Source organism: Frigoribacterium sp. PvP054 (assembly GCF_040547465.1).
GTDB lineage: Bacteria > Actinomycetota > Actinomycetes > Actinomycetales > Microbacteriaceae > Frigoribacterium.
In genome coordinates this window covers 144,050-162,269 of record NZ_JBEPPU010000007.1, presented here as the reverse complement: position 1 = coordinate 162,269, position 18,220 = coordinate 144,050, and the positions used below count along the sequence as shown (strand labels likewise).

14 protein-coding genes are annotated in these 18,220 nt (G+C 72.6%); 11 read left to right on the top strand and 3 right to left on the bottom strand.

Annotated elements, in window-relative coordinates; translation table 11 throughout:
• Positions 1-140 precede the first annotated feature (140 nt).
• Positions 141-2,033 (bottom strand): GAF domain-containing protein, encoded by a 1,893-nt coding sequence (locus ABID81_RS11065; protein WP_354594863.1) that lies wholly within the window; start codon positions 2,031-2,033, stop codon positions 141-143.
• Positions 2,034-2,211: 178 nt separating this feature from the next.
• On the opposite strand from ABID81_RS11065, the gene hxlB reads away from it, so the two are divergent.
• The 11 genes from hxlB (at position 2,212) to ABID81_RS11010 (ending at position 15,463) form a co-directional block, all read left to right on the top strand.
• Positions 2,212-2,829, top strand: a complete 618-nt coding sequence (gene hxlB, locus ABID81_RS11060) for a 6-phospho-3-hexuloisomerase (protein WP_354594862.1) — start codon at positions 2,212-2,214, stop codon at positions 2,827-2,829.
• A 98-nt stretch (positions 2,830-2,927) separates the two neighbouring features.
• Positions 2,928-3,551, top strand: a complete 624-nt coding sequence (gene hxlA, locus ABID81_RS11055) for a 3-hexulose-6-phosphate synthase (RefSeq protein ID WP_354594861.1) — start codon at positions 2,928-2,930, stop codon at positions 3,549-3,551.
• Positions 3,552-3,716: 165 nt separating this feature from the next.
• Positions 3,717-4,664, top strand: a complete 948-nt coding sequence (locus ABID81_RS11050; protein WP_354594860.1) for a type IV toxin-antitoxin system AbiEi family antitoxin — start codon at positions 3,717-3,719, stop codon at positions 4,662-4,664.
• A 190-nt stretch (positions 4,665-4,854) separates the two neighbouring features.
• On the top strand, positions 4,855-6,633 hold the full coding sequence (locus tag ABID81_RS11045) for an ABC transporter substrate-binding protein (protein ID WP_354594859.1): 1,779 nt from the start codon (positions 4,855-4,857) through the stop codon (positions 6,631-6,633).
• Between the two features lie 4 nt (positions 6,634-6,637).
• A complete protein-coding gene (locus tag ABID81_RS11040; RefSeq protein ID WP_354594858.1) occupies positions 6,638-7,591 on the top strand; it encodes an ABC transporter permease in 954 nt (317 codons plus the stop codon).
• A complete protein-coding gene (locus tag ABID81_RS11035; RefSeq protein ID WP_354594857.1) occupies positions 7,588-8,475 on the top strand; it encodes an ABC transporter permease in 888 nt (295 codons plus the stop codon). The genes ABID81_RS11040 and ABID81_RS11035 overlap by 4 nt, the downstream gene beginning before the upstream one ends.
• A gap of 7 nt (positions 8,476-8,482) precedes the next feature.
• A complete protein-coding gene (locus ABID81_RS11030; protein ID WP_354594856.1) occupies positions 8,483-10,426 on the top strand; it encodes a gamma-glutamyltransferase family protein in 1,944 nt (647 codons plus the stop codon).
• On the top strand, positions 10,410-12,125 hold the full coding sequence (locus tag ABID81_RS11025; protein WP_354594855.1) for a dipeptide ABC transporter ATP-binding protein: 1,716 nt from the start codon (positions 10,410-10,412) through the stop codon (positions 12,123-12,125). The genes ABID81_RS11030 and ABID81_RS11025 overlap by 17 nt, the downstream gene beginning before the upstream one ends.
• Positions 12,106-12,882 (top strand): GntR family transcriptional regulator, encoded by a 777-nt coding sequence (locus ABID81_RS11020; RefSeq protein WP_354594854.1) that lies wholly within the window; start codon positions 12,106-12,108, stop codon positions 12,880-12,882. Before ABID81_RS11025 ends, ABID81_RS11020 begins: the two co-directional genes overlap by 20 nt.
• Positions 12,883-13,043: 161 nt before the next feature.
• On the top strand, positions 13,044-14,426 hold the full coding sequence (locus ABID81_RS11015) for a hemolysin family protein (RefSeq protein ID WP_354594853.1): 1,383 nt from the start codon (positions 13,044-13,046) through the stop codon (positions 14,424-14,426).
• Positions 14,423-15,463, top strand: coding sequence for a hemolysin family protein (locus ABID81_RS11010; protein WP_354594852.1), 1,041 nt, complete (start codon positions 14,423-14,425; stop codon positions 15,461-15,463). The genes ABID81_RS11015 and ABID81_RS11010 overlap by 4 nt, the downstream gene beginning before the upstream one ends.
• An 88-nt stretch (positions 15,464-15,551) precedes the next feature.
• Here the strand turns inward: ABID81_RS11010 and ABID81_RS11005 are convergent, their stop codons facing one another.
• Positions 15,552-16,211, bottom strand: coding sequence for a GntR family transcriptional regulator (locus ABID81_RS11005; RefSeq protein WP_354594851.1), 660 nt, complete (start codon positions 16,209-16,211; stop codon positions 15,552-15,554).
• Positions 16,212-16,412: 201 nt separating this feature from the next.
• On the bottom strand, positions 16,413-18,161 hold the full coding sequence (locus ABID81_RS11000; RefSeq protein WP_354594850.1) for a glycerol-3-phosphate dehydrogenase/oxidase: 1,749 nt from the start codon (positions 18,159-18,161) through the stop codon (positions 16,413-16,415).
• Positions 18,162-18,220: the final 59 nt, after the last annotated feature.

Below are 18,220 nucleotides of genomic sequence, written 5' to 3'. Positions count from 1 at the left end.
CGGGGCGGGGGCCCGCGCCGGCGGCGGGCGCGCCCCCCCCGGGGGCCGCCGCCCCCCCCCGCCCGGGGCCCCCCCCCCCGGGGGGGGGGGGCCCCCCCCCCCCCCCGGGGGGGGGCCCCCCCCCTCGCCGGGGGCCGGCGTCAGGGCGCGGCGTGGCGGCCGACGCGTGCGGGGGCGGGTGCGGCGGGGGCGACCGGTGCAGCGACGGCGACCGGTGCAGCGACGGCGACCGGTGCAGCGACGGTGGCGGACGCCTCGGCAGCGACCGGCGTCGAGACGCCGACCGCGGCGTCGGCGACGCCCTGTGCCAGCGCGGCCGCCTGGGGAGCGCGAGCCGACAGGGCCGCCGCGACCGCCGCCTCCCGGGTCTCGTACATCGGCGGCAGGTCGTGCCCGCCCTCGGCCGTCTCGTAGCTCTGCAGCTCGAGCTCGGCGAGGCGGGCGAACTCGGCCAGCTTCTCGCTCGACACGCTCTTGGCCTTGCGGGGCCGCGTGTTGTGCAGGCAGAACGTGCCGATCGCCTCGCCCGACGACGAGTGGATCGGATGCCCCGCGTAGAAGTAGCCATGGTTCAGGTCGAGGTAGGGGTTGTCCTTGAAGCGGTCGTCCTTGCGGGCGTCCTCGACGATGACCGGGGCGTCAGCGGCCACGGTCACGTCGCAGAACGTCAGCTCGCGCGGGATCGACACGGGCAGCAGCTCGGTGTTGACGGCGTAGTACAGCTTCTTGCCGTCGAGCAGCGAGACGACGGCGACGTCGACGCCGAACTCCTTCTCGGCGCGGCGGGCCAGGTCCTGCAGGGTGTCCGAGCCGCCGGTGCTCGCGAGCTCGACCAGCTTCTCGGCGCCGGACCACTCGAAGGTCGGCTCGGGCAGCACCCGTCGCGGGCGGGCCGCCGGCGCAGCGTCGGTGACGGGCGCCGCCGGCGCGGCGTCGGTCGAGAGGGCAGGAGGCGCGGCGTCGGTCGAGGGCGCCGGTGCGGTCGTCGGGCCGGCGGGCCCCTCGACGGCGGGCGCGGGTGCCACGGCACGGTCGGCCGCGGCCCTGGCCTGCTCGAGTCGGGCGACCTCGGCCCGGGCGTGCTCGAGCCGGGCCGCGATCGGGTCGACCGGCGGCGCCGCGGACGCCGCGGACGCCGCCGGCGACGCGGGTGCGGCCGCCCACGGCGTGGGTGCCACGGCGGGTGCCGGAGCGGCCACCGACGCCGCGAGGCGCCGCGCCCCCTCGAGCTGGGCGGCGACCCGCTCGGGCACGACCGGTGCGACCGAGGTGCGTCCGATGTGCTCGACCGTCTCGCCTCGACGGACCACGTCGAGCGTCGGCGCGACCCGGTCGGCGACCACGGCGCCCCACTGGCGGTACATCGTCTCGCAGCCGTGCGGGCGTCCGGGCTGCAGTTCGCCCGCGGGCAGGCGGAAGTACGAGGTCGCCGGGTGCGACGAGGCGATCCGCTCGGTGATCTCGTTCATGCGGGCGGCGTGCCGGTCGGCGACCGAGCCGAACGGGTTGTCGAACCGGGTCACCGAGCGCACGGGCTGCACGCCGACCAGCACGATGCGGGCGGTGGGGTGCACCCGGCGGGTGAGGTCGGTGACGAGGGCCGACACGTCGCGCTGCCAGCTGTCGAGCGGGGTCAGCATGACCGCGTCGTTGAGCCCGAGCATCACGACGACGGTGTCGTACAGGCTGAGGTCGTGGTCGCCGATCCACGAGCGGGCCGACCCGGCGTTCATCATCTCGTCGCCGATGTAGTCGACCGAGCACGCGCGCCCGGTCTCCTTCGAGGTCTCCTTGGCGATCTGGCCGGTGAGCGCCTGCTCGTGGCTCGTCACGCCGAAGCCGTGGGTCGGGCCGGTGCCGATCAGCAGCACGGTGTCGGGGTCGGGGGAGTCCGAACGGTAGGTGGGCCGTCCGCGGGGCGAGGGCACGTGGCGCGAACGCGAGAGCGTCCACAGGTAGAACAGGCGCATGGCTGGGCGCAGTCGTTCGTAGCTGCGCGTCGGGTGCGCGGGTGTGTCGACCGTCCTGGTCACGTGGTGCTCCTCGGGTGTCTCGCGGTGTCTCGTCCCCCTGGTCCAGGCTAGGAGGCGGGTCCGCGCCGGGCTGCCCCCAGTGCGGGTGCGCGGTGGCCCCCCTTCTGGTCGCAGGCCGCCGACGGCGTCCGGGACGAACCTGGACGTCCGGAGGCGCGGGGCGAGCAAGGTGGGACGCGTGACCCACACAGACAGCACGCCCCCCGACGACCAGGGCTCGGTCGCCACCGCCCTCGAACTCGTGGCCGACGAGGTCGACGCCGCCGTCTCGGCCGTGCTCGACGCCGACGCCGGCGACGACGACGCCTCCGGCCAGCTCGACGCGTTCGCCGACCTGGTCGACGACGCCGAGCGGGTCTTCGTCCACGGCGCCGGCCGCTCGGGCCTCGCCCTGCGCATGACGGCCATGCGCCTGATGCACCTCGGCCTCGAGGTGCACGTCGTCGGCGAGGTCACGACGCCCGCCATCGCCGACGGTGACGTGCTGCTCACCGCGAGCGGCTCGGGCACCACGTCCGGCATCGTCGCGGCGGCCCGCACGGCCGTCGACGCCGGCGCCCGCGTCGCCGCGATCACCACGGCGGCCGACTCGCCCCTGGCCGACCTGGCCGAGGCCGTGCTCGTCGTTCCGGCGGCCGACAAGCAGGACCGCTCGGGCACCGCGTCGGCCCAGTACGCCGGCGGACTGTTCGAGCAGACCGTCGTCCTGCTCGGCGACGCCGTCTTCCACGCCCTGTGGAAGCGCTCGGGTGCCGACGCCGACGAGCTGTGGCCGCGGCACGCGAACCTCGAGTAGCCGCGCCGCGCCTCCTGACCGGTGCCGCGCCTCCTGACGGGTGCCGCGCCTCCTGACCCTTCCGACCCGACCATCCGATCCACAGAGAGAAGAACGACATGAAGCTCCAGTTCGCCATGGACACCCTGACCACCGACGCCGCCCTCGAACTGGCGGCCGCCGCCGCCCCGAGCGTCGACATCATCGAGCTCGGCACCCCGCTGATCAAGGCCGAGGGCTTCCGGGCCATCACCGCGATCAAGGACGCCCACCCCGACAAGATCGTGTTCGCCGACCTCAAGACGATGGACGCCGGCGAGCTCGAGGCCGGTGAGGCGTTCAAGGCCGGCGCCGACCTCGTGACCGTGCTCGGCGTCGCCGGCGACAGCACGATCGCCGGCGCGGTCAAGGCCGCCAAGGAGCACGGCAAGGGCATCGTCGTCGACCTGATCGGCGTGCACGACAAGGCCGCCCGCGCGAAGGAGGTCGTCGCGCTCGGCGCCGAGTTCGTCGAGATGCACGCCGGGCTCGACGAGCAGGCCGAAGAGGGCTTCACGTTCGAGACGCTGCTCGAGGCCGGCAGGGCGTCGGGCGTCCCGTTCTCGGTGGCCGGTGGCGTGAAGGCGTCGTCCGTCGGTTCGGTGCAGGACGCCGGGGCCGACGTCGCCGTCGCCGGTGCCGCGATCTACTCGGCCGACGACGTCGCCGGTGCCGCCGCCGAGATCCGCGCCGCCATCAAGTAGCCCCGCCCGGGCGGCCCGCGCCGCCCGCCGTGCCCAGTTCCGGGTCGCACCGTCACGTGAACATCGCACCGCCAAATGTGGCGGTGCGATCTTCATGTGGCGGTGTCGGCCTCGGCCTGTGGACAACTTTCGAGGCATCGACGTGATCTAGGGCACAGTGCCGGGGTGAGCGAACCGATCCTCGTGCCCCTTCCTCCTCTGTTCCGCGTCGACTCCGTCGGGGCACACAGTCGCGAGGGAGCGGCGCTGCGGCGACGGGCGCGACGTGGCGAGTACGTCCCGCTCGCCCTGGGCACCTACGTCGAGGCTCGCGCGTGGCGCGCGCTGAGTCCCCGCCGTCAGCACGTGCTGCGGACCAGGGCTGCTCTAGGACGACTCGACGAGCGAGTCGTGGTGTCGCACCTGTCGGCAGCTGCCCTCCTCGACGTGCCGACCATCGGAACATGGCCCGACAAGGTCCACGTCATCGACCACCTCCGGCGTTCGACCCAGACCTCGCCTGGCGTCGTCCGTCACCCGGGGCCCCTGGACTCCACTGACGTGCGGGTGCTCGACTCCCTGCGGGTCACCTCGCCTGCCCGCACCGCCGTCGACATCGCTCTCGCGTCGTCGTTCCGGGACGGTGTCGTCGCGCTCGACGGGGTGCTCCATCAGGGAGCCGCGTCGAGGGGCGAACTGCAGGCCGTCCTCGACGCCCGTCCGACCGCTCGAGGTCGGGCCGGCGCCCGACGAGCACTGGCCTTCGCTCACGAAGGGGCCGAGTCGGCCGGCGAGTCGTGGTGCCGAGTGCTGCTCGATCGGCTCGGAGCGCCGGCACCCGTGCTGCAGCGGGCTTTCCCTTGGGCCGGAGGCTGCGACGTGGTCGATTTCTGGTGGCCCGAGTTCGGCATCGTCCTCGAGTTCGACGGGCTGTCCAAGTACACGAAGGCCCGTTGGCTCGGCGGACGGGCACCCGAACAGGTCGTCGTGGACGAGAAGATCCGCGAGGACCGCATCCGCGTCCGCCCTGAGGTCCGGGGGTTCGGACGCACCGTCTGGAACGAGCTGGTGCACCCTGAGCTGCTCGAGGCGGAACTCATGCGAATCGGACTGCCTCTGCGCACCGCCCGGTGAACGTCGCACCGCCGCATCGGGCGGTGCGACGTTCACATGGCGGTGCATCAGCGTGTCCGGAGGCAGGGACGGGGTGCCCGGCAGACGTTTTACCCGCGCGAAACAATTCGTATACAAAACTGGGGCGTGCGGCGCGATTGTATGCAATCCGCGTCGACGAGACCGATACCACCCGAGCATCGGAGGCCCGATGGCCCGCCCACCCCGCCCGTCCCGCACGGCGAGCGCGTCCCGCGCCGCCGGTGCGTCACGCCCCGCGAGCGCGTCCCGCGCCGCCGGTGCGTCACGCCCCGCCGGTGCGTCACGCCCCGCGGGCGCATCCCGCCCCGCGGGCGCGTCCCGCCGCCGGGCCCTCGTGCTGCCGGCCCTTGCGGCCGCGGCGGCGCTCGCCCTCACGGCCTGCGTCCCGCAGCAACCCGCCGGCACGAACCCGCCGGTGAAACAGGACGTCACGACCGCCCCGATCGGCGACAAGACGATCGTCGAGGGCGGCGACCTCGTGATGGCGCTGTCGGCGGAGCCGGACGCCCTCGACCCCACCACGTCGTCGTCGCTCTACACGCGCTACGTCATGGAGACGATGTGCCAGAAGCTCTACGACATCGACGCCGAGGGCGACCTCGTGCCGTTCCTGGCGACCGAGCTGCCGAGCCTGTCGGACGGTGGGCTCACGGTGGACATCCCCCTCCGCACGGACGCGGTCTTCGCCGACGGCACCCCGTTCGACGCCGAGGCCGTCGTCACGACGTTGCGTCGGCACCTCGACAAGCCGGACTCGTCGCGGGCCAGCGAGCTCGGCCCGGTGACCGGCGTCGAGGCGCTCGACGACGACACGGTGCGGCTGACCTACGAGCGTCCCTTCGCGCCGTTGACCGCGGCCCTGGCCGACCGGGCGGGCATGATCATGTCGCCGACCGCGCTCGAGGCCGAGGGCGACGACTTCGGTGACGCCCCGGTCTGCGTCGGCCCGTTCAAGTTCGTCGACCGGGTGCCGCAGACGTCGATCACGGTCGAGCGCGACCCGCTCTACTACGACGCCGACGACGTGCACCTCGACACGATCACGTACCGCATCATCACCGACGCGAGCATCCGCGCCGCGAACGTCCGGGCCGGCGACGTGCAGGTGGCCGACTCGATGTCGACCATGGACGTCGACGCGCTGATGGCCGACGACGGCGTCACCGTGCTGCAGGTCGGCTCGTTCGGCTACCAGGGGCTGACGGTGAACATCGGCAACCAGGACGGCGTCGGCACCGACCCGGTGCAGATCGACACCCCGTTGGCGAGCGACGTGCGCGTGCGCCAGGCGCTCGCCATGTCGATCGACCGGGACTCGCTCGTGCAGAGCGTGTTCGGGGGCTGGAACGACACCGCCTGCTCGCCGATCCCGCCGACCAGTCCGTTCGCGACGGCCGCCAGCGACGACTGCCCGGGCTACGACCCCGAAGGGGCGAAGCGCCTCCTCGCCGAGGCGGGCGTGACGACGCCCTACGAGATCGAGATGCAGGTCAGCAACAACGCCGACACGCTGCGCCTCGCCCAGGCGTTGCAGGCCCAGGTCGCCGACGGCGGGTTCCGGCTCTCGATCACGCCGGTCGAGTACTCGACCCTGCTCGACGTGCAGTCGCGGGGCGACTTCGACGCCCTGCAGCTCGGCTGGTCGGGCCGCGTCGACCCCAACGGCAACATGGTCAACTTCTTGCGGACGGGTGGCGGCAACAACTACTCGGGCTACAGCGACGCCCGGGTCGACGAGCTGCTGGCCGACGCCGCCGCCTCGATCGACGTCGACGAGCGCGCCGCGCTGTACGGCGAGGTCGTGACCCAGGTGCAGGAGGACGAACCGTTGATCTACCTGTACCGCACCCGAAGCCTGACCGCGCTGACGACCGAGGTGGCGGGAGTGTCCACGTACGCCGACGGCGTCGTGCGGCTCAGCGACGCCGCGTTCGTCGAGGGGGAGTGACCCGATGACCCGTTACCTGCTCACCCGGCTCTGGCAGTCGGCCGTCACGGTGGTGATCGCCTCGATCGTCGTGTTCTGGGGCGTCCGCCAACTGCCCGGAGACCCGGCCCTGGCGCTCGCCGGCGAAGAGGCGACGCCCGAGCGCGTGGCCGCGATCCGCGCCGACCTCGGCCTCGACGACTCGTTGCTCGTGCAGTACGGCCGGTTCGTCGGCAACTCCGTCCGCGGTGACTTCGGCGAGTCGACCCGCACCGGCACGCCCGTCACCGAGCTGATCGGTGCCACCCTGCCGGTCACGTTGTGGCTGGCGCTCTACGCGATCGCCGTCGCCGTCGTCGTGGGCGTCGCGCTCGGCGTCGTCGCCGAGCGGTACCGCGGTCGTTGGCCCGAGTGGATGGCCAACGCCGCGGCCCTCGTGGGGTTGTCGGTGCCGAACTTCTGGCTCGGCATCCTCGCGATCCTCTGGCTCGCGGCGGGCCTCGGCCTCTTCCCGGCGTCGGGTTACGTGCCGGTCGCCGAGAACCCGGCGAGCGCGTTCTACCACCTGACCCTGCCGGCGTTGATCCTCGGCACGAGCCTGGCCGCGGTCATCATGCGGCAGACCCGCGCCTCGATGATCGAGACGATGAAGACCGACTACGTGCGCACCGCCCGGGCCAAGGGCCTCGGCCGCGGCCGGGTTCTGATGCGCTACGGGCTGCGCAACTCGATGATCGTCGTCGTGACGATCGTCGGCCTGCAGCTCGGCGGCCTCATCTCGGGTGCCGTCGTCACCGAGCGGATCTTCGCGCTGCCGGGCTTCGGCAAGCTGACCCTCGACTCGGTCTTCACCCGCGACTACCCGGTGATCCAGGCCGTCGTCCTGATCATCACGGTCGGCTACATCGTGATCAACCTGGCGGTGGACGTCCTGTACTCCGTCATCAACCCGCGCATCAGGGTAGGAGGCGCATCGTGACCGTCATCGAGACACCCACCGCCCAGGGGGCGGGCCTCGGGTCGGCCCGGGGCCGGGTCTGGCGCGGGCTGCGGCACAACCGGCTCGGCATCGCGGGCGGCGTGATGCTGCTCGTCGTCCTGCTCGCCGGGCTCGCCGCTCCGCTGATCGCTCCCTACGACCCGACTCGGGTGGACTTCGAGCTGCCCTTCCAGGTGCCCGGCACGGTCGGCTACGTCCTCGGCACCGACGACCTCGGCCGCGACATCCTCTCGCGCACCGTGTACGGCATCCGCGTCTCGCTGCAGGTGGGCGTGCTCTCGGTGCTCCTGGCCGTCGTGGTGGGCACGCCGCTCGGCCTGCTGGCCGGCTACTGGCGCTGGCTCGACGGCGTCATCTCGCGGCTGACCGACGTGATGCTGGCCTTCCCGTTCCTGATCATCGCCGTGGCGCTCGCCGCGATCAGCGGTCCGAGCCTCGGCAACGCCGTCGTCGCCCTCGGCATCGCGCAGGTGCCGACGATGATCCGGGTGGTGCGCGGCGAGACGCTGCGGATCAAGTCGACCGACTTCGTGCTGGCCGCGACGACCATGGACGCCACGGGCCTCCGCGTGATCTTCCAGCACGTGCTGCCCAACTGCGTCTCGGCGATCATCGTGCAGGCGACGGTCATCATGCCGGTCGCCGTCATCGGCGAGGCCCTGCTGTCGTTCCTGGGGCTCGGCATCCAGCCGCCGACGGCCAGTCTGGGCATCATGCTGAGCGACGCGCAGCAGTACCTGGCGAAGGCGCCGTTCGCGGCCGTCGTGCCGGGTCTCGCGATCGCCGTGATCTGCCTGGGCTTCAACCTGTTCGGCGACGCCCTGCGCGACGCCCTCGACCCCACCGCCAGCGACCGGAAGTGAATCCCTCGTGAGCTACACCACCCCCGACGAGTTCGTCACCCGCCCCGACCTGCGGGGCACCTTCGGCATGACCTCGTCGACCCACTGGCTGGCGACGGCCTCGGCGCAGTCGGTGCTCGAGCGTGGCGGCAACGCGTTCGACGCCGCGGTCGCCGGAGCGTTCGTGCTGCACGTCGTCGAGCCCCACCTGAACGGCCCCGGCGGCGACCTCACCGCGATCTACGCGACGGCCGAGGCGCCCGACGCCCCGACCGTGCTCGTCGGTCAGGGCCCCGCCCCCGCCGCGGCGACGCGCGAGCACTACCTGGCCGAGGGCCTCGAGCTGGTCCCCGGCTCGGGAGCCCTGGCCGCCGCCGTCCCCGGAGCCGTCGACGCCTGGCTGAAGCTGCTGGCCGAGCACGGCACCTGGTCGCTCGCCGACGTCCTCGCCTACGCGATCGGCTACGCCCGCGACGGTCACCCGATCGTGGCGCGCGTCGCGTCGACCATCGAGACCGTGGCCGACCTGTTCACCGAGCACTGGCCCACCTCGGCCGCGCACTGGATGCCGGGCGGCGAGGTGCCCCGCGAGGGCGACCTGCTGACGAACCCGGCCTACGCGGCCGTCCTCGACGAGCTGGTCGCGTCCGGCGACGCGCTCGGCCCGGACGCCACCCGCGAGGCGAAGATCGAGGAGGCGCGGGTCGAGTGGGGCAGCGGACACGTCGCGCAGGCGATCGACGCGTTCGTCCGCACTCCGCACCGTCACTCGTCGGGCACCGACCACGCGGGCGTCATCACGGCCGCCGACCTCGCCGCCTTCCGCGCGACGACCGAGCCGGCGACCACCGTCGGGTTCCGCGGCCACACCGTCGCCAAGACCGGCGCCTGGGGTCAGGGCCCGGCCCTGCTGCAGGTGCTGGCGCTGCTCGAACCGCTCGACGACGAGCTGCTCGACCCGTCGACGGCCGACGGAGCCCACACGATCGTCGAGGCGCAGAAGCTCGCGATGGCCGACCGCGAGGCCTGGTACGGCCCCGGTGACGTGCCGCTCGACGCGCTCCTCTCGTCGGCCTACGCCGACGATCGCCGTGCGCTGATCGGTGAGCGGGCGTCGCACGAGCTGCGTCCCGGCGACGTCCCCGGGCGTGAGCCGTACGCCCTGCCGACGATGCGCACCGAGTACCTGCCGCCGGCCCTCAGCGAGGCGCCCGCCGGCGTCGGCGAGCCCACGGTCGCCGCGCCGACCGCCTCGAGCGCCTCGGGCACCGCCTCCGCGTCGAGCCCTGGGGCCACCGCGCCCGCCGAGGACGCCCCGCCGACCGGCACCGCGCCTCCGGCCGACCGCCTGGCCGAGCCGTTCACCGAGCCGACCGGCGAGACGCGCGGCGACACGTGCCACCTCGACGTGGTCGACCGCTGGGGCAACGTCGTGTCGGCGACGCCGTCGGGCGGCTGGTTGCAGTCGTCGCCGACGATCCCCGAGCTGGGCTTCTGCCTCGGCAGCCGGCTGCAGATGTCGTGGCTCGACGAGGGCACGGCCTCGACGCTCGAGCCCGGCACCCGTCCGCGCACCACGCTGACCCCGACCCTCGTGCTGAAGGACGGCCAGCCCGTCGTCGCCCTCGGCTCGCCGGGCGGCGACCAGCAGGACCAGTGGCAGCTGCTCTACCTGCTGCGCACGATCGTCGGCGGCTACACCCCGCAGCAGGCGATCGACGCCCCGGCCCTGCACACCACGTCGTTCCCCGGCAGCTTCTGGCCCCGCACCTGGACGCCCGGCGGCGTCGTGGTCGAGGACCGCCTGGGCGACGACGTCATCGACGCGTTGGTCGCCCGCGGCCACGTCGTCACCCGCGCCGGCGACTGGTCGCTCGGCCGGTTGTCGAGCGTGTCCCGTGACCCCGAGACCGGCGTGCTCTCCGCCGCCGCCAACCCCCGAGGAGCCCAGGCCTATGCCGCAGGACGTTGAGAACGCGACCCCGCCGACCGACCCGACCCGCGCCTCCTCGTCCGGGTCGACGACGGCGCCTCGACCGCTGCTGAGCGTGCGCGACCTGCGCGTCTCGTTCGGCGACACCCCCGCCGTGCACGGCGTCGACCTCGACGTCCGACCCGGTGAACGGGTCGCGATCGTCGGCCAGTCCGGTTCGGGCAAGTCGACGGTGGTCGCGGCCATCCTGCGGTTGCTGCCCGGGGCCGGTCACATCACGGGCGGGTCGATCGTGCTCGCCGGGCCCGACGGCGACGCCCTCGACCTCGCGCAGGCGACCGAGGCTCCCATGCGTCAGGTGCGCGGGGCCCGCATCGGCCTGGTGCCGCAGGATCCCTCGACCAACCTGAACCCGTCGATGAAGGTCGGCGCGCAGATCGCGGACGCGCTGCGCACCCACGGCCTGCGCGGCCACGACGAGGTGCAGCGTCGCGTCGTCGCCCTGATGACCGAGGCGGGCATCCCCGAGGCCGAGCGCCGGGCGGGGCAGTTCCCGCACGAGTTCTCTGGCGGCATGCGCCAGCGCGTGCTCATCGCGATCGCCCTGGCCCGTGAGCCCCAGCTGCTGATCGCCGACGAGCCGACCAGCGCGCTCGACGTGACGGTCCAGCGGCAGATCCTGAACCACCTGCAGACGCTCGTCGAGAGCCGCGGCACGTCGCTGCTGTTCATCACCCACGACCTCGGGCTCGCCGCCGACCGCACCGACCGCATCGTCGTGATGCTCGAGGGCCGCGTCGTCGAGCAGGGCACGCCCGAGCAGATCCTCCGCCGGCCGCAGCACGAGTACACCAAGCGCCTCGTCGCGGCCGCTCCCACGCTGGCCTCGGCCACCGCGCTGCGTCGCGGCGAGACCGTCCTCGACGAGGGCACGGACGCGAAGGAGGCGCGGGTCGACTCGATCCTGACCGTCACCGACCTGGTGAAGGAGTTCCGCCTCCGGGGTCGCCGTGGCGAGCAGGTGCGGGCCGTCGACCACGTCTCGTTCGAGGTGCCGCGCGGCACGACGACCGCGATCGTGGGCGAGTCCGGCTCGGGCAAGACGACCGTCGCCCGCATCGTGCTCGGCCTCGAGTCGGCCACGAGCGGGTCGGCCCTGATCGACGGCGAGGGCATCACCGCGAGCCGGGGCGCCGCGCGACGGGCGTTGCGGCGCCGGGTGCAACCGGTCTTCCAGGACCCGTACGGTTCGCTCGACCCCTCGTACGGCGTCGAGCGGCTGATCGACGAGCCGCTGCGGATCTTCGGCGTCGGCGACCGCGCCTCGCGTCGGCAGCGCGTCGCCGAGCTGCTCGACCAGGTGGCCCTGCCGCGCTCGGTCGCCCAGAGCCGGCCCAACGAGCTCTCGGGCGGGCAGCGGCAGCGCGTGGCCATCGCCCGGGCGCTCGCGCTCGAGCCCGAGCTGCTGATCTGCGACGAGGCCGTCTCGGCGCTCGACGTGCTCGTGCAGGAGCAGATCCTCGAGCTGCTCGGCGACCTGCAGCGACGGCTCGGCCTGAGCTACCTGTTCATCACCCACGACCTCGCGGTCGTCCGCCAGATCGCCCACGACGTGGTGGTGATGCGCAAGGGTGCCGTGGTCGAGCGGGGTAGCGTCGACGACATCTTCCTGTCGCCCCGTGCCGAGTACACGACCGAACTGTTGGGAGCCATCCCCGGTGCCAGCCTCGCCCTCTGAGGGCACGCCCCCCGTCGTGCTCGTCGACGCCCTCCGGCGCGAGATCGTCGACGGCAGCCTCGTGCCGGGCACCCGCATCACCGAGGCGTCGGTCGCCCGTCGCCACGGCGTCTCGCGGGTGCCGGTGCGCGAGGCGCTGCGCGCGCTCGAGGCCGAGGGCTTCGTCGTGTCGACGCCGAACGTGGGCAGCCGGGTGGCGGCGATCCCGGTCGACGAGGCCGACGACCTCTTCGCCGTGCGCGAGGCGCTCGAGATCTCGACCGCCCGGCGGGCCGCCCTGCGGGCCCGGGGGCTGTTCGGCGAACCGAGCCCGCCCGAGGACTGGTGGCGCACCCGTCGTGAGCTCGGGCAGCTGCTCGACGACGGCGACGAGGCCGTCGAGGCGGGCGACCTCGACCGGCTCGTCGAGCTCAACGACCGGTTCCACGTCGGCGTCGCGCGCCTGAGCGGCAGCGCCACACTCGGCACCCTGCTGCGTCAGCTCTCGAACAAGATCGAGTGGCTGTACGCCCTCGACACGTTCTCGCGCGGCAAGCGGCTCTGGCCCGACCACCGCCGCATCCTCTCGGCCATCGACGCGGGCGACGAGGCGGCGGCCGCCGAGCTGATGGGCTGGCACGTCCGCGAGTCGCGCATCGGGTTCCTCGCCCGCACCGAACCCGCCGACCGCGTGGCCGACCTCAGGGCCACCCCGCCGGCCCTGCCGCCGACGATCCCGTCGCCGACCGTCCCGGCGCCTTCGGCCTCGTCGACCTGACCCGCGCCTCCTCGGCCCGTCGTGCACCGGCTGCACGTTCCCAGGTGACGGGCGGCGAGGCTGCTTACTGTTCTCGGTCATGGACGAACCTCCCTCTCACATGCCCTGGCCTCTCCCACGCCTGACCGCCCACACGGTCGTCACGGACGGGGAGGGGCGACATGAATGAGTGGGTCATGGTCGGCATCGGCCTCGTGCTCACCGTCGGCACCGGCTTCTTCGTCGCGTCCGAGTTCTCGCTGGTCAACCTCGACCGCAACGAGCTGGAGGCGCGGCGCGACCGGGGCGAGAAGCGCCTCGGTCCCACGATCGGGGCGTTGCGCATCACCTCGACGCACCTCTCGGGCGCGCAGCTGGGCATCACGCTGACCACGCTGCTGACCGGGTACACCTTCGAGCCCGCCATCAGCTCGATGCTCAGCGGCCCCCTCGACGCCGTGGGCGTGCCCGCCGGGGCGGTGCCCGTCGTGGGCAGCGTCGCGGGCATCGTGCTCGCCACCCTGTTCTCGATGGTGGTCGGCGAGCTCGTGCCGAAGAACTTCGCGCTGGCGCTGCCCCTGGCCACGGCGAAGTTCGTCGTCCCGTTCCAGGTCGCGTTCACGACCGTCTTCAAGCCGCTCATCGTGCTCTTCAACGACACGGCCAACGCCGCCATCCGTGCCCTGGGCATCGAGCCGAAGGAGGAGCTGTCGGGGGCCCGCTCGGCGGAGGAGCTCAGCTCGCTCGTGCGCCGGTCGGCGCTGGAGGGGCAGCTCGACCAGGACCACGCGACCCTGCTCGGCCGCACCCTGCGTTTCTCGCAGCACGACGCCTCCGAGGTGATGACGCCGCGCGTCCGCATGACGACCATCGCCTCGACCGGCACGGCCGCCGACGTGGTCGAGGCCGCCCTGGCCTCGGGGTTCTCGCGGTTCCCGGTGATCGGCGACGACAGCGACGACATCGTCGGCGTCGTGCACGTGAAGCACGCGTTCGCCGTCCCGCTCGCCGAGCGCGCCTCCGTGGGCTCGACCTCGCTCATGCAGGAGGCGCGGTTCGTGCCCGAGAGCATGGGCACCGACTCGCTGCTCGGCCTGCTGCGCCACGGTGGCCTGCAGATGGCCGTCGTCCGCGACGAGTTCGGCGGCACCGCCGGCCTCGTCACCCTCGAGGACGTCGTCGAGGAGCTCGTCGGCGAGCTCGAGGACGAACACGACCGGGCCCGGGTGGGCATCGTGCGCCAGGCCGGCACCGTGCTGTTCGACGGGTCGCTGCGGCCTGACGAGCTGGCCGACCGGGCCGGCATCCGGGTTCCCGACGACGGCGACTACGAGACGGTGGCCGGCTTCGTCATCGACCGGCTCGACCGCCTGCCCGAGGTGGGTGACGAGGTCGCCCTCGAGGGCGGCAGCGGCAGCCTGCGGGTCGAGCGGGTCGCGAACGGGCGCCTCGAGCGCCTGCGGTTCGTGCCTGCCCCCGACCCCGCCGACGGCCTCGACGCCGTGGCACCCACGACCGAGCACGACCGCGTCGTCGCGTCGCTGCGAGAAGGGATCACCCGATGAGCGAGTACCTGCCCGGCATCGTCTGGCTCGTCGTGCTGCTGGTCGTCAACGGCTTCTTCGTCGGCGCCGAGTTCGCCGTCATCTCGGCCCGCCGCTCGCAGATCGAGCCGCGGGCGGAGGCCGGCAGCAAGGCGGCGAAGAAGACCCTCTGGGCGATGGAGCACGCGACGCTGATGCTGGCCACCAGCCAGCTCGGCATCACGGTCTGCTCTCTCGTCATCCTGAACGTCTCGGAGCCGGCGATCCACCACCTGCTCGAGATCCCGCTCGGCCTGACCAGCCTGTCGGCCGAGGCGATCGGCGTCGTCGCGTTCGTCGTGGCGCTCGTGCTCGTCACCTTCTTGCACGTCGTCGTCGGCGAGATGATCCCGAAGAACCTGTCGTTCTCGGTGCCCGACCGCGCCGCCCTGATCCTGGCGCCGCCGCTCGTGTTCGTCGCGACGGTGTTCAAGCCGGTCATCTGGTCGCTGAACGCGGTGGCCAACGGCGTGCTGCGGCTGTTCCGGGTCGAGCCGAAGGACGAGGCGACGAGCTCGTACACCCTCGACGAGGTCGCGACGATCGTGCGGCAGTCGACCCGCGAGGGCACCCTGTCGGACTCGTCGGGCACCCTGTCGGCCGCGTTCGAGTTCACGACACGCAAGGTGCGCGACGTCGAGGTGCCGCTCGACGAGATGGTCCACCTGGCTCCGGGGTCGACCCCGGCGGACGTGCAGCGGGCCGTGGCGGCCCGCGGGTACTCGAGGTACGTGCTCACCGACGGCGAGGGACAGCCCACGGGCTACCTGCACCTCAAGGACGTCATGGACCTCACGGACGACGTGTCGTTCGCGTCGCCCGTGCCCGAGAAGCGCATCCGTCGCCTGGGCGCGGTCGGCCGCGACACCGACCTCGAGGACGCCCTCGCCTCGATGCGACGGGTCGGGGCGCACGTGGCCCGGTCGGTCTCGGCCGACGGGGTCACCACGGGCGTGCTGTTCTTGGAGGACATCATCGAGGAGCTCGTCGGCGAGGTCGACGACGTCATCGCGACCTGACGGCCGGTGCCCGTGCCCGTGCCCGCGTCGGTGTCGGTGTCGGTGTCGGTGCCGGTGTCTGCCGGGGCGGGTGCCGACGGGCGCCGTCTCAGGGGAGCGGGTGCGGGCCGGGCAGGGCGTGCAGCTCGGCGGCGGCCGACTCGGCCGCGATCGGGTCGCCCGCCTCGGTCGCCCGGCGGAGGGCCACGAACGACTGGGCCATCGAGTCCCAGTGGAGCACCTGCACGATGTTGGGCACCCGCAGCTTGTAGGCGAGGCCGTCGGTGACGTCCGAGCAGACCTTGACGAGGGCCGGGTTGCCGCAGTGCTCGACGTAGGTCGAGAACAGGGCGACGGCGTGGGCGTTGAGGGCCGGGCCGTCCTCGCGGGCGAGGTCGTCGAGGCAGACGTCGATGGCCCGCACGATGTCGCGGGTGACCTCGGCCGTCAGGTTCGGCACCGCGAGGCGGACGGCGCCGGCGAAGAGCACGCCCAGGGTCTGCACGGCCTCGACGGCCTCCTCGGCCTTGGGGGTGGCGACCTTCGTGTAGCGGTTCGGGGCCATCTCGACCAGGCCCGCCCGGACGAGGTCGCCGAGGGCCTCGCGGATGGGGGTGCGAGAGACCTGCAACCAGGCGATCAGCTCGTCGTCGTGCAGTCGCTCGCCCGGCTCGAGCGTGCCGTCGATGATCGCGTCACGGATGCGGCTGCGGACCGTGTCGCGCAAGAGCTGCCGCTCGGCGGCGGGGGGAGAGACGGGGATCGGCATGCGGCCTCCTCATGGTCTGGGGCGGGGCGCCCAGCCGACATACTAATACGATTCCCGCTTTCGTTGCCCGATGGGCAGTGAAAGTAGAATGTCAATCCTTTCCTGACGCCCGGATGCGTCGACGTCCCGACGCCCCGACGGCACGACGAAGCCCCGCCCCTCCGTGGAGGGGCGGGGCTTCTCGAACCGGGACCGACGTCGCTACTCGGCGGCTGCCGTGGCAGGTGCCGCCACCGGCACGTGCTGCGAGGCGACCTCGACGCCGTGCGCGTCGCGCAGGGTCGTCAGGGTGCGCTCGATCTCGTCGTCGCGACGCTCGGGCGACCACCCGAGCGAGTCGGCCATGACGTCGGCGATCTCGGTCAGCAACTCGATCGTCACCCCGCCGACGAAGGCGAGGTTGGTGCGGCGCAGGACGACGTCGGTCAGGTGGACGGCGTCCTCGTGCTCGGCGAAGTAGGCGATCTCGGCCGTGGTCAGGGTCGGGTCGGCGTCGAGGGCCTGCGACGGCTGGTCGAGCAGCACCTCGATGACCTCGGAGGCGCGGGTGCCGTAGCGGGTCAGCAACCGGTCGACCTGGTCGCGGTCGAGGCCGTCCGCGTGGGCGGCGACCCAGGTGGTGCGGGCGCCGTCGGTGGTCGGGAACCCCTTGCCGCCGCCGATCGCCATGCCGGTCGTGTCGACCGAGCGGCGCACGCCGAGCTTCGTCGTGGCCTCGGTCGAGAGGTGGGCCGACAGGGCGCGGAAGGTCGTCCACTTGCCGCCGACGAGGCTCAGCACGGTCGTGCCGGGCAGCTCGGCGACCTCGGTCTCGACGATGCGGTAGTCGCGAGACACGAAGCCGGCCGCGAGGTCGTCGTGCTTCGGCAGCGGGCGGACGCCCGAGTAGCGGTAGACGATGTGGTCGCGGTTCAGCTCGATGTCGGGGTACACGTGCTTGACCAGGTCGAAGAAGTAGTCGACCTCTTCTTCGGTGCAGACGGCCGGCTCGGCCATGTCGGCCTCGAGGTCGGTGGTGCCGATCAGCACACGGCCCTTGAGCGGGTAGATCAACACGATGCGGCCGTCGTTGTTCTCGAAGAAGATCTCGCGTCCGTTGGTGGCCTCGAGCAGCTCGGGGCTGTCGACGACGATGTGCGAGCCCTTGGTGCCGCCCATGTACTGGGACTCGGCGCCGAAGGCCTTGTTGGTGAGGTCGGTCCAGGGCCCGGAGGCGTTGATGACGACGTCGGCCCTGACCGTGAACTCGGTGCCGCTGACGACGTCGCGCAGGGTCACGCCGCCGTCGGCGGTGCCGACGGCCTCGAGGTAGTTCGCGCTGCGGGCGTTGTCGCCGGCGGCCAGGCCGTCCTTCAGGACGTCGAGCGCCAGGCGCTCGGGCTCGTGGACCGAGGCGTCGTAGTAGGTGCCGGTGTACTTGAGGGACTTGTTCAGGTGCGGCATCTCGGCGAGGGCCTTCTTGCGCCCGAGGAACCTGTGGCGGGGCACCGAGCCGCCGTCGCGCGAGAACGAGTCGTACATCGTCATGCCCACCTTGATGAGCAGGGCGCCGCGCTCCTTCGTGGAGCGCTGCTTGTGCGTGAGCATGCGCAGGGGGGCGTTCATGATGCCGCTGAACGTCGAGAAGATCGGCATCGTGGTCTGCAGCGGCTTGACGTAGTGCGGGGCGATCTTGAGCAGGCCGTTGCGCTCCTCGACGCTCTCGCGGACGAGGCGGAACTCGCCGTTCTCGAGGTAGCGGATGCCACCGTGGATCATGTGCGACGAGGCGGCGGACGCGCCCGAGGCGTAGTCGGCACGCTCGACGAGCACGACGTCGACCCCCTGGAGGGCCAGGTCGCGGAAGGTCGCGATGCCGTTGATGCCACCGCCGACGACGAGCACCTGTGCCGTCGGGCGGTCGACGATGCGCTGCACGTTGGGACGGATCGAGTCTGTCTTCTTCGACATGGTCACTGCTTCTTTCGAGATGCGATGTCTGGTGGTGGTGACCGACTCGTCCTGCGGGC

Bases quoted from the DNA above. Each gene is read 5' to 3' on its own strand.
- ABID81_RS11000 (WP_354594850.1), bottom strand. From the start codon at position 18,161: ATGTCGAAGAAGACAGACTCGATCCGTCCCAACGTGCAGCGCATCGTC.
- ABID81_RS11010 (WP_354594852.1), top strand. From the start codon at position 14,423: ATGAGCGAGTACCTGCCCGGCATCGTCTGGCTCGTCGTGCTGCTGGTC.
- ABID81_RS11045 (WP_354594859.1), top strand. From the start codon at position 4,855: ATGGCCCGCCCACCCCGCCCGTCCCGCACGGCGAGCGCGTCCCGCGCC.
- ABID81_RS11040 (WP_354594858.1), top strand. From the start codon at position 6,638: ATGACCCGTTACCTGCTCACCCGGCTCTGGCAGTCGGCCGTCACGGTG.
- ABID81_RS11025 (WP_354594855.1), top strand. From the start codon at position 10,410: ATGCCGCAGGACGTTGAGAACGCGACCCCGCCGACCGACCCGACCCGC.
- ABID81_RS11015 (WP_354594853.1), top strand. From the start codon at position 13,044: ATGAATGAGTGGGTCATGGTCGGCATCGGCCTCGTGCTCACCGTCGGC.
- ABID81_RS11005 (WP_354594851.1), bottom strand. From the start codon at position 16,211: ATGCCGATCCCCGTCTCTCCCCCCGCCGCCGAGCGGCAGCTCTTGCGC.
- hxlA (WP_354594861.1), top strand. From the start codon at position 2,928: ATGAAGCTCCAGTTCGCCATGGACACCCTGACCACCGACGCCGCCCTC.